This is a genomic window from Trichocoleus sp. Lan (assembly GCF_039961855.1).
Classification (GTDB): Bacteria; Cyanobacteriota; Cyanobacteriia; order Cyanobacteriales; family FACHB-T130; genus FACHB-T130.
In genome coordinates this window covers 117,820-139,509 of the sequence record NZ_JAMPKA010000016.1, presented here as the reverse complement: position 1 = coordinate 139,509, position 21,690 = coordinate 117,820, and the positions used below count along the sequence as shown (strand labels likewise).

General features: G+C 46.3%; 19 protein-coding genes. 8 read left to right on the top strand and 11 right to left on the bottom strand.

Annotated elements, in window-relative coordinates; all coding sequences use genetic code 11:
• Positions 1-67 precede the first annotated feature (67 nt).
• Complete coding sequence (gene rppB, locus NDA03_RS15865) at positions 68-1,423, bottom strand: two-component system sensor histidine kinase RppB (protein ID WP_348238548.1); 1,356 nt, start codon at positions 1,421-1,423, stop codon at positions 68-70.
• A gap of 128 nt (positions 1,424-1,551) precedes the next feature.
• Positions 1,552-2,244: a two-component system response regulator RppA gene (rppA, locus tag NDA03_RS15860; RefSeq protein WP_190411629.1), complete on the bottom strand. Its 693-nt coding sequence runs from the start codon at positions 2,242-2,244 to the stop codon at positions 1,552-1,554.
• Between the two features lie 174 nt (positions 2,245-2,418).
• On the opposite strand from rppA, the gene NDA03_RS15855 reads away from it, so the two are divergent.
• Complete coding sequence (locus tag NDA03_RS15855; protein WP_348238547.1) at positions 2,419-3,249, top strand: DUF1206 domain-containing protein; 831 nt, start codon at positions 2,419-2,421, stop codon at positions 3,247-3,249.
• 402 nt (positions 3,250-3,651) lie between these two features.
• Here NDA03_RS15855 and NDA03_RS15850 read toward each other — a convergent pair whose 3' ends face one another.
• The 5 genes from NDA03_RS15850 to NDA03_RS15830 form a co-directional block, all read right to left on the bottom strand.
• Positions 3,652-4,293, bottom strand: coding sequence for a ThiF family adenylyltransferase (locus NDA03_RS15850; RefSeq protein ID WP_190523993.1), 642 nt, complete (start codon positions 4,291-4,293; stop codon positions 3,652-3,654).
• Between the two features lie 24 nt (positions 4,294-4,317).
• On the bottom strand, positions 4,318-5,286 hold the full coding sequence (locus tag NDA03_RS15845; protein ID WP_348238546.1) for a hypothetical protein: 969 nt from the start codon (positions 5,284-5,286) through the stop codon (positions 4,318-4,320).
• Positions 5,287-5,590: 304 nt separating this feature from the next.
• Positions 5,591-6,799, bottom strand: a complete 1,209-nt coding sequence (locus tag NDA03_RS15840; protein WP_190432469.1) for an AAA family ATPase — start codon at positions 6,797-6,799, stop codon at positions 5,591-5,593.
• Positions 6,800-6,870: 71 nt separating this feature from the next.
• Positions 6,871-7,416 (bottom strand): RNA 2'-phosphotransferase, encoded by a 546-nt coding sequence (locus NDA03_RS15835; protein ID WP_190429776.1) that lies wholly within the window; start codon positions 7,414-7,416, stop codon positions 6,871-6,873.
• Between the two features lie 18 nt (positions 7,417-7,434).
• Positions 7,435-7,986: a hypothetical protein gene (locus NDA03_RS15830; protein WP_348238545.1), complete on the bottom strand. Its 552-nt coding sequence runs from the start codon at positions 7,984-7,986 to the stop codon at positions 7,435-7,437.
• A 724-nt stretch (positions 7,987-8,710) separates the two neighbouring features.
• Between NDA03_RS15830 and NDA03_RS15825 the strand changes: the two genes are divergently transcribed.
• A complete protein-coding gene (locus NDA03_RS15825) occupies positions 8,711-9,136 on the top strand; it encodes a late competence development ComFB family protein (RefSeq protein WP_190411622.1) in 426 nt (141 codons plus the stop codon).
• A 67-nt stretch (positions 9,137-9,203) separates the two neighbouring features.
• On the opposite strand, the gene NDA03_RS15820 is transcribed toward NDA03_RS15825, so the two are convergent.
• Positions 9,204-10,637: a hypothetical protein gene (locus NDA03_RS15820; RefSeq protein ID WP_348238565.1), complete on the bottom strand. Its 1,434-nt coding sequence runs from the start codon at positions 10,635-10,637 to the stop codon at positions 9,204-9,206.
• A 482-nt stretch (positions 10,638-11,119) separates the two neighbouring features.
• Here NDA03_RS15820 and NDA03_RS15815 point away from each other — a divergent pair, with 482 nt between their 5' ends.
• Positions 11,120-12,538, top strand: coding sequence for a DNA cytosine methyltransferase (locus NDA03_RS15815; protein ID WP_348238564.1), 1,419 nt, complete (start codon positions 11,120-11,122; stop codon positions 12,536-12,538).
• Between the two features lie 44 nt (positions 12,539-12,582).
• Here the strand turns inward: NDA03_RS15815 and NDA03_RS15810 are convergent, their stop codons facing one another.
• On the bottom strand, positions 12,583-13,116 hold the full coding sequence (locus tag NDA03_RS15810) for a rhodanese-like domain-containing protein (protein WP_190411620.1): 534 nt from the start codon (positions 13,114-13,116) through the stop codon (positions 12,583-12,585).
• Between the two features lie 201 nt (positions 13,117-13,317).
• Between NDA03_RS15810 and mutL the strand changes: the two genes are divergently transcribed.
• Positions 13,318-15,057, top strand: coding sequence for a DNA mismatch repair endonuclease MutL (gene mutL / locus NDA03_RS15805; RefSeq protein ID WP_348238544.1), 1,740 nt, complete (start codon positions 13,318-13,320; stop codon positions 15,055-15,057).
• 46 nt (positions 15,058-15,103) lie between these two features.
• Here the strand turns inward: mutL and NDA03_RS15800 are convergent, their stop codons facing one another.
• Complete coding sequence (locus NDA03_RS15800) at positions 15,104-16,384, bottom strand: sodium:proton antiporter (RefSeq protein ID WP_190411618.1); 1,281 nt, start codon at positions 16,382-16,384, stop codon at positions 15,104-15,106.
• Between the two features lie 288 nt (positions 16,385-16,672).
• Here NDA03_RS15800 and NDA03_RS15795 point away from each other — a divergent pair, with 288 nt between their 5' ends.
• The 4 genes from NDA03_RS15795 to NDA03_RS15780 all read left to right on the top strand — a co-directional run bounded on the left by NDA03_RS15795 (position 16,673) and on the right by NDA03_RS15780 (position 20,084).
• Positions 16,673-18,055: a cytochrome P450 gene (locus NDA03_RS15795; protein ID WP_348238543.1), complete on the top strand. Its 1,383-nt coding sequence runs from the start codon at positions 16,673-16,675 to the stop codon at positions 18,053-18,055.
• Positions 18,056-18,293: 238 nt separating this feature from the next.
• Positions 18,294-18,458 (top strand): hypothetical protein, encoded by a 165-nt coding sequence (locus NDA03_RS15790; RefSeq protein ID WP_348238542.1) that lies wholly within the window; start codon positions 18,294-18,296, stop codon positions 18,456-18,458.
• A 138-nt stretch (positions 18,459-18,596) separates the two neighbouring features.
• The gene (locus NDA03_RS15785) at positions 18,597-18,959 is read left to right on the top strand and encodes a hypothetical protein (RefSeq protein ID WP_348238541.1); all 363 of its coding nucleotides are present in this window, start codon (positions 18,597-18,599) and stop codon (positions 18,957-18,959) included.
• A 75-nt stretch (positions 18,960-19,034) separates the two neighbouring features.
• Positions 19,035-20,084, top strand: coding sequence for a glycosyltransferase family 4 protein (locus NDA03_RS15780; RefSeq protein ID WP_190432493.1), 1,050 nt, complete (start codon positions 19,035-19,037; stop codon positions 20,082-20,084).
• Between the two features lie 7 nt (positions 20,085-20,091).
• Here the strand turns inward: NDA03_RS15780 and NDA03_RS15775 are convergent, their stop codons facing one another.
• The gene (locus tag NDA03_RS15775; protein ID WP_190432495.1) at positions 20,092-21,591 is read right to left on the bottom strand and encodes a glycoside hydrolase 100 family protein; all 1,500 of its coding nucleotides are present in this window, start codon (positions 21,589-21,591) and stop codon (positions 20,092-20,094) included.
• Positions 21,592-21,690: the final 99 nt, after the last annotated feature.

Genomic DNA, 21,690 nt, shown 5'->3' with positions numbered 1-21,690 from the left:
CAAAAGTACCTTTAATGACGGTGAAGTTAAACCAAAATCGAATTAGCCAAGAAATGCAGCAGTGCATTTAATTATGCAAAGGCAGTCGAATCGTAAATGTGCTGCCTTTGCCCAATTCGCTCTGAACGTCGATGCTGCCGTTGTGGGCAATTGCGATCGCTTTGGCGATTGACAAGCCCAATCCAGAACCGCCTGTGTGTCGAGAGCGATCGCTATTTACCCGATAAAAGCGGTCAAAAATCCGCGTCTGCTCTGGAAGTGCAATGCCAACGCCAGTATCTTTTATAAAAATTAGTGCTTGGGTGCTGCTCTCTAAAATCACCGCCACCTGACCCCCAGGGGGCGTGTATTGGATAGCATTCACCACTAAGTTAAAAATCAGGCGATACAGCTGTTCTTCGTCGCCGTTGACGTGCAAAGGTTCTGGCGTGCGAATATCTATAGAAAGCGTCAAATCGGCAGCGATCGCTAGTGCTGACAATTCTTCTGCAACGTCGCTGACAAGATCGTTGAGACAGGCGGGACGATATTTAATTGACAAAGCCTGCCGATCCATACGGGAGAGTAGCAATAAATCCCGAACCAATTCAGATAGGCGGTAATTTTGCCGTTCAATGGTTTTTAGAGTATCCCGCGCCTCTAGTTCGCTGAGTTGATTCATTCTCAACGTCGATTCAACGGTTGCTTGGATTGCCGCTAAGGGCGTCCGCAACTCATGGGCGGCATCGGCTGTGAATTGTTGGATTTGCCCATAGGATTGGTAAATTGGTTGCATTGCTAGCCCTGCCAACCACCAACTGGAACCAGCAACGACAATCATTGCCACGGGCAACCCCAGTAAGAGAATAAATTTCAGGGCAGTCAGATGATCGTCCAATTCTTTGAGACTTCGCCCCACCTGAAGATATCCCCAAGGGCGATTGTCTTTGGTATGCAGCGATAGAGAAATTTGATGAAAACGGGTGCCCTGGCGATTCTGGAGGATTTGCCACAATTGGGGTGTAGAAACGCGATCGCCTTTATCTGCCGCTAGCAATCCCACTGGCTGAAGTCCTGCCAAGGCAACTGGGCGTCCCGAATTCTCTAGCAGCCGCACGTAGTAGTCGCCTTGGTGAATTGCCCCCAAAGTGTGCCGAGTCGGATTTTCTATCTGACTAACGCATTTTTCCCCAAGCAAACAAATATCCGGCAACAGTTGTTGGATAGCAGGTTCCAGGCGTCCCGGTTGCTGCAAAATCGGCTCAATACTGTCGTGAAGCGTACCGGCAACAGATTCTAATTCTCGGTCGAGGGCAACCCAATTCGCACGCGCGATCGCTTCATAAACTGCAACTCCACACAAGCTTAAAATCACTCCCATGACGCCTGCATACCAACCTGCCAGTCGCCAACGAGTTAGTTGAAAAAGTTTGTTTTCATTCACGTTAATTGGTAATTGGTAATTGGGGAATCTTATTAGTCATTGGTCATTTGTCAAAAACCAATGACCAATGACTAATAACTATTCAAACGATAGCCGATGGTCATTTGTCAAAAACCAATGACCAATGACTAATAACTATTCAAACGATAGCCGATACCGTAAACAGTTTCGATAAAGCGATCGCATCCAAAAACCGCTAATTTACGCCGCAACAATCGCATCTGCGCGGCTACTACATTACTCATCGGTTCTGCACTAAATTCCCAAAGCTGAGTTAATAACTGATCGCGGGTAATAATTTGATTGGGATGCTTCATCAAATATTCCAGCAACTGAAATTCCTTGCTAGTCAGAGGAATGATTTGTTTGTCATCCGATGGATTGTGATAGCAAACTGTATGAGTGCCGTAATCTAAAGTCAGGTTTCCCACTTGTAGTTGTTGGGGGTGAAGCTGAGGCGATCGCCTTTGTAATGCTCGCAATCGTGCCAATAGTTCCGCCATCCCAAACGGTTTCACCAAATAGTCATCTGCACCAGCATCCAATCCAGCCACCTTATCTTCCATCCGATCTTTAGCAGTTAACATCAATACTGGCAGAGGATTATTTTTTCCCCGTAGTCGCTGACATAACTCAATTCCTGATAATCCTGGCAGTAACCAGTCAAAAATAGCCAGCGTATATTGCGTCCACTGGGTTTCTAAAAACTCCCATGCCTGCGTGCCATCCAGAACCCAGTCAACCACATACGCTTCTTGACTGAGAGTTCGCTTAATTGCCGCCCCTAAATCTGGCTCATCTTCAACTAGGAGAACCCGCATAATCCCCTTTTTTCTTCGATTTGCTACACATCAGCAAGGTAGCACTCTGTAGGGGCAAAGAAATTGCGCCTCTACAGCAGTATTTTAAGCACTTTGGTAGATGTAGATAAGAGTAAATATTGCTACAAAATTGGTAGCAAACCACAATTTCCCTGCTCCCACGCAGAAAAAAAAATGCAGACTAGACCAAACCAACCGATGACACCAGATAATGCATCTACATGGGTGGAAAGACTGGCACGTTTGGGCTTTGGGGCGAGAGGGGTAGTTTACGCGACGGTGGGAGTGCTGGCGGCGCAGGCAGCGTTTGGTGCAGGCGGCAGAACCACCGATACAGAGGGTGCGCTGGTGACGATTGTGACACAGCCTTTTGGAAAATTCTTGCTGGCAATCGTTGCTTTGGGTTTGCTTGGTTACGTGTTGTGGCGTTTCGTGGAAGCGATCGCCGATCCGGAAAACAAAGGCACCGATGCCAAAGGTCTTGCATCGCGCCTGGGAGCGGTTGGCAGCGGCTTAATCTATGCTGGTTTAGCCTGGAGTGCGATTAAGCTGATCATGGGTTCGGGAGGCGGCGGTAATAGTAATTCCTCCCAAGACTGGACAGCACGCTTGTTAGCGCAGCCCTTCGGTCAATTTCTAGTTGGAATTGTGGGAGCCGCTGTCATCGGCATGGGCTTCTATCAATTTTACAGAGCCTATAAAGCGAAATTCCGCAAAAAGTGGAAAGTCAACCAGATGAGCGAAAAAGAGGAGAAATGGGCGACCTTTGCGGGCAGATTTGGGATTGCTGCCCGTGGTGTCGTTTTTAGCATTACTGGTCTTTTTCTGCTCCAAGCGGCGCGGCAGTCTGATGCTAACCAAGTTCAGGGGCTAGGTGGGGCGCTAGCTGCACTGGCACAACAACCTTTTGGCCCTTGGTTGTTAGGAACTGTGGCGCTTGGTTTAATCGCTTACGGTATTTATAATTTCGTAGAAGCTCGATACCGCCATTTTGCTACCAGGTAGTCAATTTTTAATGCAGAGGTAATAGCAAAGATAGGCTTTACGGTGGTTGAATAGATAGTTAGGTATGTTCCTAACTTCAGATATTTCTAAGTCCTATGCTCAACAAGCATGATGAGTTGTTACTGAAGGATCTTAAGCTTCAACCACTTTGGCTGCTCCAGTTATATGTAGTTCTAGGAGTAGCGGCAGCAATTTCTGGATTCGTTCTTGAGAGCGGAAATCTCTCAAAAGCTGCTTGTCTTGGAGGGGGTTTCCTGATTGCTCTGGGAGCTGAAAAATTAGTAACGCACCGAATCAGAAAGGCTGCACTTTCTTTGATTAATAGAAACTAACGCTATTTTTCAAGCTTATCCTCTCACTTCTCAACCATCGGTAAAATATCTGCACTGTAAAATTCAAAATTCAAAACTTATCAAATGGTTTGACGGCAAAATCTCCCAGTGTCACCGTGAAACTTTCCCGATTACCAGTGGCGACAAAATTAATAATTACTTCACTCGCTACGGCAACAGCCAACATTACTAAATTTCGCGCTAACGGGTAGTCGCAAACGTCATCGTTTACTGGTGAAGGAACGCGGTAAATTTCGTTCCAGATAATTTCAGCATAATCGGAAGCTAAGCCAACGTGCAGACAAGGAATATTTGCCGCTGTGCAATAATCTTTGACAGCTTGACGGCTGATGCTGTTATCAAAAGTATCAATAACAACACTGCTACCACTAAGCAACTGGGCAGCATTTGCCGATGTTAATTCTTTCGGACGCCCATCAACAGCAACACCCAAAGCACGGTAGAGGGTATTGGTGAGAATTTTAGCTTTGTAAGCGCCAACATCTGAGCGGTAGTAAGGCTGAGTAGAAAGGTTGCGTTCCTCAATGCGATCGCGATCAATAACCACCAGCTTCCCAAAGCCAGAACGTGCAAGATTTTCAGTAATATTCGCCCCCAGCGCCCCCGCACCGCACACCGTCACCGGGAAGTCTTTTAGCTTCGCCATCAGTGCAGATGTTCTGTGGAGTTGTTCGTGAAAGAAGATAGACATTTTTGCTAATGGCTAATAACTAATTCAAAAGTCCCAGTTATCTCGCGCTTCGATAACGCCAACGAGGGATTGCAAGTCAAAATCGCGATCGCGTCCGCTTAGGCAAATGCCAGAACTAATCACTGTCAAATCATGCTTGTCAATCGCAGAGATGTGACGTTCACCGCTGCGAGTCATCCACTCCACTTGCCAAAAGTCACCGCGATCGCGCACATCTTCGAGTTCGCCACCACCCATCCCCAAGGCATCGCGCACGCGGCTTTCATCACCTGACATCGCCCGCCGATACGGATCTTGCCGTACCTCTTGGTAGTGTCTGTATGGGCGCTGTGCCTGCTGCTGGCGTCTTGTATCCCGTCGCCGCTGGCACAAGCGTTCTTCTTCAAGTTGTTGCTGCCTTCGGCGTTGATATTCTTCCGTCTGCTGCAACGCCAAGTCATAGACGGTACGCATCTCTGGCGTCATCCCCGCAAAGCGAAGATTTTCCGTTTCCGTCACATTCCTCAATTGTTCTTTGAGTTGTTCCGCCACCAGGGGATCTGCTCGTCGATCGAGTTCATCAAACCACCAAGCACCGCCATCCCAACGCGCAATTATTGGCTCAAATGCTGCACCCTCAGTAACTAAATATACCGGCACTGGCTTAGCGGCACCCAAGCGCTGCTGCATATCAGATTCGTTAACAGGGTACGCAAGCCAAGTTTGTCCTTGCAACACATAAGCCAAACGCAGGCGCAACGGCTTCAACAGTCGCAGATATTCCGCCACCTGCGGCAAGTTTGCTTCCTCCACCATTTCAGCCTTTTTTTCGTTCATTGGCTGAAAAATGCCCCATCCTTCAAAGTCTTGTGGCTGCGGTTTAAAGGTATAAACCATCCCCGCTACAGAAGCGCGTACTTTCCCCCCACCTACGCATGGTGCGAGAAACTGAGTATCGCGCAATTGCACTTCCTGTGCAGCAATTTGGTTAAGGAGGTTGCGAATATCTGTCATGATATTGCCTTGATTAAGATGTTTGGCTTAGTTAATTTTTTTTGTAAATAGTGATAAGGCTGACTGCGGGCAACTGTAGGTTTGATTGAGCGGCGAAAACCAATATTCCCAAGATGATGCTGAGTTTCGTTACCTCAATCCAGCCTACAAAATGGGTGTTTAAATTAACATAACACTATTGCCTTTTCCGTATGCCGTTGTTCAGCAAAGCTTATGTCGCCAGTTAAATAGAATACATATATGTCTCTTCTTTCTTTATTTATTTGTGGTTAAATAACAACCTTGTATCTTCATTTATCTAACCTTACACAAATCGGTGAGCAAATTCATAAGTGAAATCAACTCTTCCTTTGCGTAAAACGGCTGGATCTAATCTTTCAGTTGTATTGCAAGTCATCAAAACCACTAACTTTTGCTTCGTATGAATTCCCGAATCATCAATCACGCTTTGATACAATGTTCCATCCAGTAAGCTCAAAATATGCTCAGTCTTATTATTATTTTGAGCGGCTTCAGAAGCGCGATTCTTTGCTAAGTTATCCGCTTCGTTAATAATTAGACAAATTCGCTCTAAGTAACTTGGTGGTACAAAATTCTCAACCGCATCGTGATCCAGAATAAAAATCACATATCCGAGAGGCGCGAGAATTTCTTGTGCTACAGCTTGCGTCCAAGCAGTTTTCCCCGTACCCGGATCTCCGTGGACGAGAACCGCCAACTGACTTTGGTCGAGAATTGCCTGCTGTACCGTATCAGTAAAACTTTGAATGTCAGCGGGAAACGACCGAATTGGAAATTCGCCGTGAATTTTTCCTACACGACTTTGGTAGCCACTCAGCATCACTGCAAGATTGAAAGTTGCTTTATTGATCAGTGGCGCTAGTTCCTTCGCCATTAGGGTATAGCGTCGCCGTCCCCGATCTAAATTTTCAATTTCTAACCAAGCTTGCTGTTGAGGCCAATAGGCATAAACTGTGTTAATGATATCCAGACGTTCCCAGTTAACAAATCGATCTACCGGAAAATAAAAATATCGATCTAGATAATACTGGGTAATCATATCTGGACGACCCAATAATTCCAGAATTTTGAAAATCGTTATTTCCTGTAGCCGGTTGAGGACGTGTTCAATGGGAATGCTGTTACGACTGACAAATTGAATCACCGGCGAATCAACACTTAAAACGTCTTGGAAGCGATAATCTGGAGTTGGAGGATCTGGGGTGATGTAATTCCAGAATTCATCAACTTCATATCGCGTACTTTCAGAAAATACATTTAAAATATTTGCCCACCAAGTATATTCGTTGCGACCCATTGCATCAGCAATGTCGCTTGCTAAACCCAAAGTTTTCTGGCTTAGCTCTTTGGAATCGTTAAATACTAAATGCCAAAGAAATCCCCAGTCTATCTGCCGAGTTAAGGGTCGCCAACCTGCACCTAATAAGCCTTTGGCTTGCGGGTTTTTGTTGCCTGGATTGCTTTCGTCGTTTCCGAAATATCCCGATCCCATAGTTTCAGTTCTTCTTGCTTTGTGATGGAATGATGAGAAAGTAATGCGCTTAATTTTTTTCCAAGCTGCCATTAAATTTGTTGCAAGTATTCGGCTGGAACGCAATCCACCAACCAAACCCCATTTTCAGAACAGTAAAATTCATATCCTGCTTTGTGCATCGCCGCCGCATCTACAGCAAAAACTACTGGACGACCATGTCGTGCGCCGACAGTTTTTGCGGTGGAAATATCCTTCGATAGATGAACGTGGTGCCGCAACATTTTACACAGTCCTGTACTCAAAATTGATTCGACTGTACCCTGTCCTGTACCGTGGTATAACACATCTGGAGGAACAACGGCTTCTAGCTGCAAATCAACTTCTGTACTATGTCCTTGATTCGCCCGAATTAAGGTACCTGTTGAGTCAAAAGAAAAGCGTTTTTTGTCATTTTTAGCAACAACTTCATCAAGTTCAGCACGAGTAAGCATAAAAGAACGATCTGCACACGCTTTTAGAAGTTCATCAACAGCAACCCAGCCACCAGGTGCAAGTTCAAGACCAATGGCTTCAGGAGTATGCCGAAGATGCTTGCTGAGATATTTGCTAATTTTAACTAAGCGAGAATTATTCATTAAGTCGCTCTTTTTAGCTTAACAATACCAGTCATCTTCTAAATATCGCTTGACCAATCCTGCGTGGGATAAAGGACTCGATAAATCGTCTAAATCGCAGTTTGTTTCATAATCTAATAACAATACTGTTTGGTCTGCACTTAGCTGTTTGAGTTCCGCAAGTAGGTTCTGAAGGCGGTTCTCTAGTACCCATTTATACGATGGTAGGTAGATGGCACGACGCGCTTCTACATAGGACAATAATTTGTCTCCGGTTAAGCCTGCACGATGCCCTAGAACCTTGCCGAAAGTTTGTGTCGTGCGCTTGATCCCTTTCATATTAGCGATCGCTAGTTTGCCCGGATCTACATCCGCAGACTCAAAAACTTTTAATCCTTGCCAAATTCCTTCAACGGTATAGCTGAAGTGTCCTGGGGAAAAAGGAACGGGAATTCCACCATGCGGATAAAAAGGGCTAAAGCGAACCCAAGGTTCGGTACTGCGAGAAGTTACGTCGAGAATCGTTGCTGCATCATAGCGTTTACGCAAAGTATCTAGGGATGTGCGGCGATTTTTTACAAAGAGCGGCATTGAGGGCTAAATGTGTAGAGACGCGATGAATCGCCTCTTGAGTCCTGAGTGGGAAAGAAGAAAGGGAAATTGAATATTTGTATTATAAGGTACTACAGGATGGTTGTGGCAGATTCCCGATCGTTTCTATTTTCCCAATCATAGGGGCGCACAGGCGTGTGCCCCTACTGTATTACCGTGCAATGAGTTTGATATTTGGCTAATGCAACTCAGTACCGTCTTTGTGGAGGAGGTAGCGATCGCTGCAAAAGAAGCAACGCGCAGAGAACAAAGGTTTAATAAAGAAGGAAATTAACACCGAGTTTGATGATGAACTTTGTGCTGAATACGACATTGCTCAAATGGATGGCTATGTCAAGGGGAAGTATGTTGAACGTTACAAACAAAGCACTAACTTAGTATTGCTAGCACCCAATGTTGCTAAGGCTTTTCCAGGTGAGGAAGCAGTGAATAAGGCTCTATGACTTTTAATTAGACTTTCTACATCTCAACTGGAAAATCTTGAGTAAAAAAGAAATTTACCTTTGATTGAACTGAATGGCAGGCATTGCTTGTCAGGTAATTGTTGGCTCAAACTGGAAGCATTGATCTCAATCAAGCCAATTTAATATAAAAGCCTTTGTAGGAATCTAGGATTTTCGCGGCCAATACTCACCCTACAAGCCATCGCACTGGCAAAATTACGACAGATGCTAAAAATGAAGCATTGGTACTGGTGAGCTATATGACAAATCCAAATTCCCGACCATCAACTTATCCTTTAGGTACGCTAAATTCTCGGTATGAATCGTCCGTTGATGATGCAACACCCTTGACGGAATTTGATTCAGGCGAGCCTCCAAAACCTCCACGACGCAGACCTCCTACTGGAGGAGAGCTTGAGCCAACCGAGCCGGGTGAAAAGATCGTCAACGTCATGGAAGAATTGGTGCAAGAAGAGGCGATCGCACAGTTGGAGGAAATTGAAGCCACAAGCGATTGCATCCAGAAGCTGGGAGATATTGTTGCCTATGTCTTGAATAGAGTGCCCCCTCTCTATGCCACCACAAAAGAAGGTGCCGAGTATCAGCAACAACGTGCCAGAGACGAACTCCAACAACTGATTTCCCAGCAAGTCACAGAAGCGATCGCCTACATCAATAGACCATAATTTTTCCCACAACGACAAGCCAAGGCTTGGAGTAGTAAGGTAGGCTTTTGCCCACCCTACTTGCTTGCTACTTATCATCCCGCACGGGTAGCGGTGTTTCCAGAATTGCCATCAGCAATTCTAGACGCGAAGGAGCAGCCAAAAGCGGGATTAAATTCGGTAGAGAATAGTAATCACCCGCAAAGGTGAAAGTATCTATCTGCGCCTGTTTTTCCTGTAACTTGCGCTCTAACCAATCGTAGGAATAACCTACTTTGACGATGAGGACGCTTGGCTCTACTTTGAGATCGCGCTTGTAGGCGTCGAAAGTTTCCACAAAGTAGGGAGCTTTATTTTCTCCTCCGTCCGTCACTAGGATGATTTGCTCAACCAGTTGCTTTCTCAGGCGCATCGCTTCCAACCCGCAACCGATGCTGGTGGCACCGTTTGCCTTGATGTGCTGGAATGCCCGTTCCCAGTCGCTCAACTGGTTCCCAGACGCTTTGACGGGGTAAGGCATGGTGTCAAAGGCGTAGACAAATAAATCTGCCACCGCCATCCCGGAAATGAGGGCAGCGATGCGCTTTCCGACTTCGATGGCGCTTTCCATCGAGCTAGATTTATCTACTAATAAGGCAGTCGGTTTGGCAATTTTGCCACGCTTTTTTACCTGCTCGTCCATGACGCGCTCTAACTTTGCGGCTGTTTCGGCGTCTAGTTCCGTCGCGTCTGCCGCAACGCGCCCTTTTAAGGCTGCTACCCGCCCATCAGTTTGCGCTTTCTCTAATTTCTCGTCGATGAGTGCTTTTACCTGGGGGTTTCCCATCGCACCGCGAGTTTGGAGCGACTGGAGGTTATTAATCACCTCTTGGGGTGTCATGGAGTTAATTAGCGCGACTAGCACGGTGGGGGTCATCTGTTTGATGGCTCCCACGGCAACTGTGTAGGGAATTTTGTGTTCTACAATCAGTTGCGCTTGTTCTAAGGGTGAAGATGCGATCGCCATCAGCTTTAGCGCAAAGGCTAAACTATCTTCTGGCGGGTTGTCCTTGAATAACACTGCATCCGCGCGATCGCTCGGTTTAATATGCAAGCTAGCATACAGGTGCTTCATCGCACTCCGTGCCCGGAGCGCTGCCCGATCGAAGAACGCAGGATTTTTCTCCCGTTCCTTCAGATAGCGCCGCACCGCAGTTCGAGTAGAACGCGGCAACTTACCCCGGTGTTGCTTCAAGAAGTCTACAATCCGCGCGACTTGATAAGGCGGAAACTCTTGCAAAAGCACATAACCAGCATCGCGGTGTTCCCCTAAACTACTGGTAAGCAGACTCCCAACAAATACCTCTTTGTGGTCGCGGACATCCCCATTGCGCTGATACCAGACTGCCAAATGTCCATAGAAGATGGGGTCGCTTTCCACCATCGTCTTGTGAACTTCACTCACCTTCTCTAGCTCCCGGTGAGGCGTGGTTAGCAGACTATTCAACATATCTAAACGCAAGTCACGCTCGGCTGTTTGCACAGGAATCACCTCGATATAAGTCACCCCGTACAAGTTGAGAAAGCTCTTGGTTACTTTGGAAATAAGTATGTAAGCTTTCTCGGTTTGGATACGGGGTGAACGCTTGAAGAATGGGAAATTATAAGCTCCGCGCAAGTCGGCAAAGCCGTTTCACTTTTTCTGATGCTCTACCACTGAGCTATACCTCCAATTGGAGATAATGGGATTTGAACCCACGACAACCAGAACCCTAGGTGTGTATGCTTCACTCATCTGGGCGCGGAGCAGAAAATTATAAGCGCCGTCTGCTCTTGGAGATAAAATCACTTCGCCTAAAAGCGTCGGTTTCGCTTCCACGGCTACTGGCAGATGGCTTCAAAATTAGATATTCATATACTACAAATATAATACAAGAGCGTCAAGAGACTGGAAAAAAATTTTTGCGCTTTAGAGACTGACGATAGAATACAAATTCTCTACCAAGTCAGAACACCTGTATGGGGATGGTTCATTTCTATCGCCGTCCGGTTGCGGTCGATTTATTTGCGGGTGCGGGTGGATTTTCTTTAGGGATTGAGCAGGCTGGGTTTGATGTAGCGGTGGCAGTTGAAGTTGACCCCGTTCACGCAGCCGTTCATGCCTTTAACTTTCCCCATACCGAGGTTTTGTGTGCAGATGCGAGGACGCTATCCGCTGAGGCAATTAGAAAAGCGCTACAGAGATGGGCATTGCACAAGGGTAGCAGCGGAGTTTCCCTACCCGCCCCCGCTTGGAATGGTGAAATTGATTTAGCAATTGGGGGACCCCCTTGCCAAGGCTTCTCTTTAATGGGCAAGCGGCGTCTCGACGATGAGCGCAACGATTTGGTGTTGCATTTCTGCCGATTAGTCATTGAACTACAACCCCGTTACTTTCTCATGGAGAACGTACCCGGCATTGCTCAGAAAGAACACGCGATTTATCTGGAGCGACTCAAGAGTGCGTTTAAATCTGTTGAGTACCACATCACCGAACCCGTGCAGGTATTGAATGCGGCAGATTTTGGGGTGCCGCAGAATCGGAAAAGGCTATTTTTATTAGGAACTCGTGCCGGAGAGGTGCCTTTGTCTTATCCTGTTGTCGCAGGTTTTGTCGCAGGTAAGGGCGTTAAGACAACCTTCCCCGATACTTCATTCCCCGATATTTCCTTGCCAAAGACTTCCTTACCAAAGAAAAGAGGCAAGAAGAAGAATCCTTTGATTTTTCACTCTTTATCCTTTCGAGTCACTGTGAAGGATGCGATCGCTGATCTCCCCAATCTAGATGATTTTCCCGAACTCCTGACAACCGATGAAGTCTTACTACAGCAGCGACAACTAGAGCAGATGGAGACATTAGCCAGCATCTATGCACAGCACTTAATGGGGATTGCACCCGAACCAAATAATTTCGCCTATCCTCGGCTAGTCAATCCTCATCTGTTGACCAGCTCTCTGCGAACCCAACACACAGCAGCTTCGATTGAACGGTTCGAGAAAACAGTGCCCGGACAGCTAGAATCGGTGAGTCGCTTTCGACGGTTGAATTGGGATACCCTGTCTCATACCTTAAGAGCCGGTACGGGTTCTGGAGGCGGTCGCTACACCTCTCCCCGTCCGATTCATCCAACTTATCCCAGAGTGATTTCAGTCCGCGAGGCGGCGCGACTGCACTCTTTTCCGGACTGGTTCCGCTTCCACACAACAAAATGGCACGGGTTTCGACAAATTGGAAACGCCGTGCCGCCAAAACTGGCAAGAGCCGTCGGGTATCAAGTTATTGCTGCCTTAGGGATCAGACCACCCATGCCACAACAGCCGATAAATTTGGGTGATATCGAGCTAGTGAGGTTTAACCCGTGGGACGCGGCTCACTATTGGATAAGCGTCAATCGTCATGGTTGATTGAAACCCACTACTGAGAACTGACGACTGACAAATCGCTAAATCTACTTTTGTACCTGACTCTTTGTTGCAGAGACAGGATTGTATCCCGGTGCTCCTGGAGGATTTTGGGATTCAGCAGCCCCTTCTGTAGGACCCGCGATCGCTTTCCATGCAGGAAAACCGCCTTTGAGTTCAGCCACGGACTGGAATCCAGCCGAGCGAAGTTCGGAAGCTGCGCGAGAGGTTTCGGTGTCGCTGTCGCCATAGACGTAGATATCGCGGGCGGGACGAAGGCTAGTTTTCGCACGCTCTACTAATTCATCCATCGGCATGGACATGGCTCCCATGATGTGGCCTTCGTTGAAGGCACCGCGCTCGCGCACATCGAGAATTGTTAAAGCTGGCTCGCCCCATTCCAGACGGGATTTCAGGTCATTCACGCTGGACTGCGTTTTCATTCCCGGTGGGGTGGGAGTAATATCTGGAAGGGCTTCTTTTGCCTTAGAAATGGTGTCTTGAACCTTGGCACTAGCGCTTTCAACGCCACTTACGGCTTTGTCTTTAGCGCCTTCAATGTTGTTTTGAATGTCACTCATAAAAAAACTCTAAGTAATTGATCTCTTCAATGGAAATTTAATCAAAATTTGATATTTAACTTCTCTTTCTGGAGAAAGAACATTTAAATAATCCTTCTTTAGGCAGAGTAAAGTGTTAGAATTCCTATCCCAATTGACAAATATTTTCGGCAAAATTGCGGCAAATAAACAGCAACTCTCACCTAAACTAAACTGGATCTCATGGTGTCTAGTATTCAAACTCTACCGACAGAGGTAGTAAATTTAATCGCAGCTGGAGAGGTTATTGACTCTTTGGCGGCTGTGGTGCGGGAATTAGCGGAAAATGCCCTTGACGCTGGTGCAACGCGCATCAGCATTTGCCTATCGCCGGAACAGTGGCGGGTACGAGTCGCAGACAATGGCTGCGGCATGGATTTGGTAGACCTGAAACAAGCTGCAACTGCCCACAGCACCAGCAAAATCCGCGACTTAGAAGACTTGTGGAAAATTAGCAGTCTGGGATTTCGGGGAGAGGCGTTGCACAGTTTGGCAGCGTTAGCAGAGTTGGAGATTTTTAGTCGTTCTGCGGGAAGTTGTGAAGGTTGGAGAGTGGTTTATAACTCAGTCGGGGAATTCGTGCAGGTGGAAACTGTAGCGATCGCGCCCGGTACTGTTGTCACCGTCTCTAATCTGTTTGGCAATTGGTTGGCGCGGCGTCAGGGAATGCCTTCCGTCGCTCAACAACTCAGATCAGTGCAAGCGACGATTCAGCAAATCGCCCTTTGTCATCCTCATGTCACCTGGCAGGTTCAGCAAAATGACCGCCAATGGTTCACCATTAGTCCTGGGAAGACAGCGCAACAGATTTTGCCTCAAATTCTCCGGGAAATCCGACCGAGTGATTTGCAGCATCTGACAGTGGAAGTGCCCACGCTTCCAGAAAAAACAGCAACAGACACGCCGGGAAGCGGCGGAGAATCCAACTCCACTCTAAACTCAACCCTGACAGTGGTACTCGGCTTGCCAGACAGATGCCATCGCCGCCGTCCCGATTGGGTACGAGTGGCGATGAATGGAAGGCACGTAAAGTCGCCGGAACTGGAGCAAACGATCCTGGGGGCTTTAATGCGAACGCTACCGCGCGATCGCTATCCGATCTGTTTTCTGCATCTTTTCATTTGTGCCAGTCAAATAGACTGGAACCGCCATCCCGCCAAAGCCGAAATTTACTTAAACCAGCTCAATTACTGGCAAGAACAGGTGACATCAGCGATTGAGCAAGCCTTGCGTCTGAATGTGGGGACGATTTTGGAAAAAACCCCAGAGCGAGTCAGCCGCCTGATCAAAGCAGCGGAAGCAAAAAGTGCCTACAGCGTCAATCGTTCCCTGCAATCGCACCCAACCGATACTCAGGCAAAGAAAACTGATGACATTGGATTGATGGAACTCCGAGCCGTTGCCCAAGTTCACAACACCTACATTGTGGCAGAGCATCCGGCTGGGGTGTGGTTGGTGGAGCAGCACATTGCCCACGAACGGGTTTTGTACGAGCAGTTGTGCCAAGCTTGGCAACTCGTCCCCCTAGAACCCCCCGTCATCTTGAATCATCTCTCTCCCGCCCAGATCCAGCAACTCGAACAGATCAACTTAGATATAGAACCTTTTGGCGAGCAACTGTGGGCAATTCGCACCGCACCCGCACCCTTACGAGAGCGAGAAGATTGTGCCGACGCCTTAGTGGAACTCAGTTTAGGTGGAGATTTGCAAACTGCTCAAGTAGCGATCGCCTGCCGCACCGCCATCCGCAACGGGACTCCTCTCGGCTTACCCCAGATGCAAACTCTCTTAGAGCAATGGCAGCGAACTCGTCATCCTCGCACTTGTCCCCACGGTCGTCCAATTTATTTGTCCCTAGAAGAATCAGCGCTTTCGCGTTTCTTCCGCCGTCATTGGGTAATTGGCAAAAGTCATGGGATTTAGAAATAATTCAGTAAGGACACGGCATTGCCGTGTCCTTACTGAATTATCAAGAATCAGCAGTAACCTTTTGTTTCTTTTGCCTGCCTCCTCTCTTGATATTGTGTTCGTACCAATTCATCAAAGGAGTAGCACTAATCCCATGCAAAAAGATAGAAATCACGATAACGATGTAAGTAATCCAGGCAATTTGTTCGCCCAAAGTATCTTTTAAACCTTCGCCAAAAGCATAGGAAAGATAATATAAAGAACCAACGCCACGAATGCCGAACCAGCCAAACAAAAAGCGGGTTTCAGAGGGGTAGCGACGACCGAGAAAGCTAATCCAAACGCCCAGAGGTCGAATCAAAAAAATCAACAAGACTGCTACCAAGAGACCCTGACCACCAAACTGGCGAATCGGCTCATACCGCAATAGCGTTCCTAAGATCAAAATTGTTGCGACTTCCAGTAGTTTCTCAAGTTGTTCGGTGAATTCAAATTGCGAAATTTTCTTTTCGGGATCGCGGTAACTCCGCTGAACGACGACTCCAGCCACAAAAACTGCCAAAAAGCCGTAGCCGTTAACAATTTCTGTCAAAGCATAGGCGATCAAAATCGTACTGAGAGCAACAAAATCCTCCATCAATTCATCGACCTGGCGGAAACGTTGCAGTTGCTGGTCAACGAAAACAACTATTTTTGCCGCGATAATTCCCATGACAATGCCAGCCGCGACCGCCCAAAGTAAATCAACCGCTACCCATTGTTTAAACCAGTTGTCCCAGTTGCTATCTTTTAAGGCGTGAATCCCGAAATAAACAAACGGAAAAGCAAGCGCATCGTTTAAACCGCCTTCCGAAGTCAAACCAAAGCGCAGCTCATCTTTATCTTTTAGATCTCCCATCTGAACTTCTGAAGCCAAGACGGGATCGGTTGGGGCGAGAATTGCACCGAGTAAAATCGCTGGACCCCAATCCATTTTTAAAAACCAATGACCAACGGCAGCGATCGCAAAAATTGAAATCGGCATCAGAAATCCAATCAACCGCACCGTTGTGTTCCACGACCTTAATCTGAATGGGCGATTCATCTTTAGACCGCAGCCAAAAACGGAGACAATCACCACAAATTCCGTTAGTCGTTCCAGAAACTCCGCGTCTGGTCGTATCTGAATTAACTTAAGCCCGTATTGCCCTAATCCGATACCCACGATCAGGTAAATGATCGCATAGGAGAGGGGTATTCGCGAAATCCAGCTCGATCCCAGCGTGACCATGAGCAGGAGTAGACCAATTACCAACACGTTAAGAATATAGTTACTTACAGGAGGGAATAGGACTTGGAGCATGACTTGGCGATCGCATAGTTGAAAACAGTACCCTCTGAACTCTACTGACTTGCCGAAGACCCCAAATCATCACCGGGCTAGATTTTAGACAAAATGCATCGATCCACTTTTACGACTGAAGGCTGAGGATTGCACTCGTTGAAATCCTCTAAACGCTGACGTCGAATTATCCTGTAGTGGAAGGTTTTCTAGTGGAAGGTTTTCGCCCCAGATTACAGCGATCGCATCGCTGCCTCTGCTAGCTTAGTTTTGCGATCGATAAAAGGAAAAAATAAAAGGAAAAACGCTATGACACTGCCTGATGGGTCGCAGACGTCGCAATTCCTGCAACTACTCCAATGGATTTCCCAACCCGTGCAGTACCTAGAAACATCTGTTAAAGCTTATGGTGACTGCTTCACAGCCCGCTGGGGTGGCTTTCCCCCGTATGTACTCATTAGCAATCCGCAAGGAATTCAGGAGCTGTTAACGGCAGATCCCAGACAATTTAACAGCGGTAGTGGGAATAAGATTTTACAACCTTTGCTGGGCGACCAATCTCTGATATTACTAGATGGCGATCGCCACCAGCGCCAGCGACAGCTATTGACTCCCCCCTTTCACGGGGAACGAATGCGAGCTTACGGCAAGTTGATTGGTGACATTACCGAGGAAGTCATGAATCGGCTAACGATTGGCAAACCCTTCCTAATTCGTGCCACCGCGCAAGAGATTTCTCTGGAAACCATCTTAGGCGCTGTCTTTGGGATCAATGAGGGTCAGCGTTTCCAGGAACTCAAGGGACTCCTTACTTCGATGCTGGATGCTGTGAGTTCTCCCCTTTCCTCCGCCGTCCTCTTTTTTCCATCACTCCAACGAGATTTGGGTTCTTGGAGTCCTTGGGGAAAATTTCTTCGCCGACGGCAGCAACTTGACCGACTCATTTACGATGAGATTCAGCAACGCCGGGAGCAATTCGATCCAGATCGCACAGATATTCTCACGCTGCTGATGTCTGCGCGGGATACTGATGGGCAACCAATGACGGATGAAGAATTGCGCGATGAGTTAATGACCCTCCTGTTGGCGGGTCACGAAACCACGGCTTCAGCGATCGCTTGGGCATTGTATTGGATACACCGTCAGCCAGAGGTACATGACAAGCTTCTCCAGGAACTGAATAGTGTTGGGGATGTTTCAGATGTCAGCGCCATTTCTAAACTTCCCTACCTCAACGCTGTTTGCTCGGAAACGTTGCGAATTTATCCAGTGGCGATATTTACTTTTGGTCGAATTACGCGATCGCCAGTGCAACTGATGGGCTATCAATTTGATGCCGGTACACCGCTTGCTGCCTGTATTTATCTGGTTCATCACCGTGAGGATATTTACCCCCAAGCAAATTCTTTCAAGCCTGAGCGCTTTTTGGAACGGCAATTTTCTCCCTATGAATATTTGCCCTTTGGTGGCAGCAATCGTCGTTGTATCGGGATGGCATTTGCCTTGTTTGAAATGAAGCTGGTACTGGCGAAGATGCTTTCGCGTTATCAACTAGCTCTCACCGATCAACGTCCGGTTAAACCTGTCCGTCGTGGCGTTACCTTAGCACCCCCGGCAACGATGCAGATGCTTATCACCAGTCAGCGTCCCCAGAATACTCAAATACATCAGCCCCTTTCTACGTCTGCATAAATAACTGTTCGCTCAATTGTCATTCAGTTTGAGCTTTAGCCAGTCCAATCAGGATTTACAAGAAACGCTTGGAAAACTAACAGGTAAGGCTGAAGATATGCAAAAGACTCTATACACTGCAAAAATGGCTTGTGAAAATCCCTAGTAAATTTGCACAGTTCTGACTCTTATTGATTCCTTCTGTCTTCAGTCCTATCTTCTAATGAAAAGGTCATGGGCTTAAAATATGCAAATCTTGGTGCCAAATCTTCTTTCCCATGTCCTCTTGCAATTCACAGCAGCGGCGGGAAAACCCCGCCTCTACAGGATTCAGCAGTTTTTAAAGTCAGGACATCCAGAGGCGATCGCTACCAAGATAGCGATCGCCTCTGGTTTAAGATTGAGAAAAACAACGATTTGGTAAATATGGTGAAGTAAATGCTCAATTTCTATGTATTTTTAGCTAAAGGCTGGTTAAAATCTGGAACTTTTAAGTGTTTTCTTCATTCTCAGATTTGTTGAAGCATAGTATCTTTAGTTAAGAACTAATCAGGGCAAAATAATGATAATACTTAACATTATTCTAATTTGTGCAGGTTTAGGGATTAGTAGTTGGTTACTTGTAAGTTATGGAAATGAGTTAGTTAAAGCGATAAATGTCTTGTTTTCAGGATTAGAATCTATATTTATGGTGATTATCGTTATTGTTTTTAAAACTGTAAAATCCCTAATAATTGGAGGAATCATTGCTCTAGTCTGTGCTGGAATATTTAAAATAGCGGGTGCCCAGATAAGCCTTTTAAAAGTCGCTGCGATTACAGTAGGAATTATATGTTTCGCTTTTCTCATGCTTAAAACCTTCGTAGAAGAGTGGAGTAACTTTTACTGGAGTATCCGCAATGTGATTCGCAACAAATATCGCTAACGGTGAAAACATCTAGTTTCTAAACAGAGCAAACTAAGCTAAGATTTTGAAGATTGTCATCTTCCAGTTTTTCTTATGAGAATTGCCCAAATTGCACCGCTGTGGGAACGAGTGCCACCTTTTCGCTACGGCGGGATTGAACTCATTGTCAGTTTACTAACTGATGAATTAGTTCGGCGCGGTCATCAGGTAACATTATTCGCCTCTGGAGACTCGATTACAAAAGCTCAGATGAAATCAGTGCATAACCAAGCGCTGCGCTTAGATTCAAAGATTAAAGAGCCTGGAGTTTATGAGCTAATGATGCTCTCTCAGGTCTATCAACAGGCGCATCACTTTGATATTATTCACTCCCACGTCGGCTATGCAGCTCTGCCCTATACGCCTTTTGTGAAGACGCCGACCGTACACACAACACACGGCATTTTCACGCCAGATAATGAGAAAATATTCCGGCAATTTGCATGGGAGCCTTATATCAGTATCAGTGAAGCTCAGAGAGAACCCCGACTCGGTTTAAATTACATCCATACGGTCTACAACGGCATCGACCCAGCAGTATATCCCTTTCAGGAAAAACCAATTGAACCGCCCTATCTAGCCTTTGTGGGGCGTATTTCCCCAGAAAAAGGTCCGGAAGGAGCAATAAAAATTGCTCGTGCCAGCGGCTATCCTTTAAAAATGGCAGGTAAGGTTGACCCGGTAGACAAAGTTTATTTTCATGAACAGATAAAACCGCTGATTGATGGCGAACAAATCCAATATCTCGGTGAAGTTTCTCACGAAGAAAAGGCGCAGTTACTAGGAGGTGCCACCGTGACGCTATTCCCGATTACCTGGCGGGAACCATTTGGCTTGGTAATGATTGAATCGATGGCAACGGGGACGCCGGTGATTGGAATGGCGATGGGTTCGGTGCCAGAAGTCATCGCGCATGGCAAGAGTGGATTTGTTTGTCACTCTCTGCAAGAAATGATTGACGCAATTCCACAAGCGATAACCTTAAACCGCCAGACGTGCCGAGACTACGTTTTGAATCGCTTTAGCGTCAAGACGATGGTGGATGAGTATGAACGAGCTTATCAAATGACGCTAATGGGGAATCCGGAAGGAGTAAAACACTAGCAAATTACTAATTTTTGGCATAAGTTTTTTCCTTGAATTTGATTAATTCTAAGGGATCTAAACCAGAGGGCGTCATCAATTCTTTTGCTAATAAATACCCGGCACAAGTCCAGGTTTGATGCCTTCTGGCTTCTCGACCAATTAAGTGACCGCTTTTCCCGTCATAATATTCAGGCCAATCTTCTTTTTGCAAACGTTTTCCAGCTTTTTCAATTGCTGCTTTTGCAAACTGCATATATTCTTCTTCTTTTGAATCTTGACCCAATTTTCGAGCGGCGGCTGCCCACATCCACATCAAAACAGGCCAACTTCCCCCATTGTGATACGACCAAGGACTATTTTTAGGATCGCAACCCGTCAAAATTCTCCAATCTTCGTCTTCTATGGCTGGATAACAGATTTTGAAAGGCATTTGTCCAATTAGCTCTTTATCTCGTTTTTCGATGAGATTCATGATTTTTTCGGACTGATCGTTGGTAACTAAGGAACAAACGATTGCCATCAAGTTACCAACCGAAAAGAATCGAAAATCCATCTGCGATGGGCCAATATTTCCAACTAAATAACCCCCGTCTTCTGGCAGCCATTCGTCTAAATTAGCATAAGGAATAGATGCGGCATAGATATTGTATTTGTTGATAGCGGTTGCCCCATATTCCTCAACATTGTACTGATAGGTTTGATTTAAACGATCCATATCCATCCAATACTCAGTCCGAATATGGTTAGCCAGAGAACCCAATCGTTTCTCTATCGCTGAGAGAATATCTTTATTGTTGTGATTTTTGCGGTCGAGTAGCTCATCAGCAGCACGCAAGGCAGCGTAGAATAGGACTTGGATTTCTAGTGGGTATCCATAGATGCCCATTCGACGGTCAATCATAAAAGCTCCATCGGGAACTAAGAGAGTAGGTTCTCGATCGAAGCGATCGCTAAAACAAAGTTCCAGAATTAATCTGATTCCTTCTTGGAAGTCGGCTTGATGGACTAAAGAGGTGTCGCCCGTCGCTTTCCAATAAGCCCGCAACAGGATAATCCACCAGAGGCTAGAATCAACTGGCGTGACTCTAGCGATCGCGTGCTGACCAAAATCGGGGTCTAAGTGTTCTTTGCCCTTCTTATTCTTAATAATTTTGAAGCTAGCTGGCATTAAAACTCGACCCGTATTCAAAAAAGTTTCGGATCTTTCTTGCTGGTGTAGTTCTAACGTTACTTCTAGAAAATTTTTGACAATTTCCTTGCCGTTGACTGTAACCTCTTTTTTGTTATCAAGTTGAACGGAAAATTCACCTTTAACTAAAAATAAAAGTGCTACTGGAACAAAATCACGAATAAAAACTTGGTCATAATTCAGCGTATCTCTACTAACTTTTTTGGGGATATTTATTTCATTTTTATCTTTTTTATAAGTATGAGCGGCTGGAGTTCCAACCAGCCGTCCTTTATAAGAGATAAGCGAATCCACCAGTATTTGTAATGCTTCTATTTCCAGTGCCTCTACTCCCATCAGATGCGAACCTCCTTAATTTCTAGAGCAATCTATTATACGAGATGCTGCTTCATCACAGACACTTTTAAGCCAGAGAATTGTGCAACATAATCCCTT

Coding starts and splice junctions, on each gene's coding strand:
- NDA03_RS15830 (WP_348238545.1), bottom strand. CDS start 7,986: ATGCCGCTCTTTGTAAAAAATCGCCGCACATCCCTAGATACTTTGCGT.
- NDA03_RS15850 (WP_190523993.1), bottom strand. CDS start 4,293: ATGTCTATCTTCTTTCACGAACAACTCCACAGAACATCTGCACTGATG.
- rppA (WP_190411629.1), bottom strand. CDS start 2,244: ATGCGGGTTCTCCTAGTTGAAGATGAGCCAGATTTAGGGGCGGCAATT.
- NDA03_RS15785 (WP_348238541.1), top strand. CDS start 18,597: ATGATAATACTTAACATTATTCTAATTTGTGCAGGTTTAGGGATTAGT.
- NDA03_RS15815 (WP_348238564.1), top strand. CDS start 11,120: ATGGTTCATTTCTATCGCCGTCCGGTTGCGGTCGATTTATTTGCGGGT.
- NDA03_RS15825 (WP_190411622.1), top strand. CDS start 8,711: ATGACAAATCCAAATTCCCGACCATCAACTTATCCTTTAGGTACGCTA.
- NDA03_RS15795 (WP_348238543.1), top strand. CDS start 16,673: ATGACACTGCCTGATGGGTCGCAGACGTCGCAATTCCTGCAACTACTC.
- mutL (WP_348238544.1), top strand. CDS start 13,318: ATGGTGTCTAGTATTCAAACTCTACCGACAGAGGTAGTAAATTTAATC.
- NDA03_RS15780 (WP_190432493.1), top strand. CDS start 19,035: ATGAGAATTGCCCAAATTGCACCGCTGTGGGAACGAGTGCCACCTTTT.
- NDA03_RS15840 (WP_190432469.1), bottom strand. CDS start 6,799: ATGGGATCGGGATATTTCGGAAACGACGAAAGCAATCCAGGCAACAAA.
- NDA03_RS15845 (WP_348238546.1), bottom strand. CDS start 5,286: ATGACAGATATTCGCAACCTCCTTAACCAAATTGCTGCACAGGAAGTG.
- NDA03_RS15775 (WP_190432495.1), bottom strand. CDS start 21,591: ATGGGAGTAGAGGCACTGGAAATAGAAGCATTACAAATACTGGTGGAT.
- NDA03_RS15800 (WP_190411618.1), bottom strand. CDS start 16,384: ATGCTCCAAGTCCTATTCCCTCCTGTAAGTAACTATATTCTTAACGTG.
- NDA03_RS15855 (WP_348238547.1), top strand. CDS start 2,419: ATGCAGACTAGACCAAACCAACCGATGACACCAGATAATGCATCTACA.
- NDA03_RS15835 (WP_190429776.1), bottom strand. CDS start 7,416: ATGAATAATTCTCGCTTAGTTAAAATTAGCAAATATCTCAGCAAGCAT.
- NDA03_RS15810 (WP_190411620.1), bottom strand. CDS start 13,116: ATGAGTGACATTCAAAACAACATTGAAGGCGCTAAAGACAAAGCCGTA.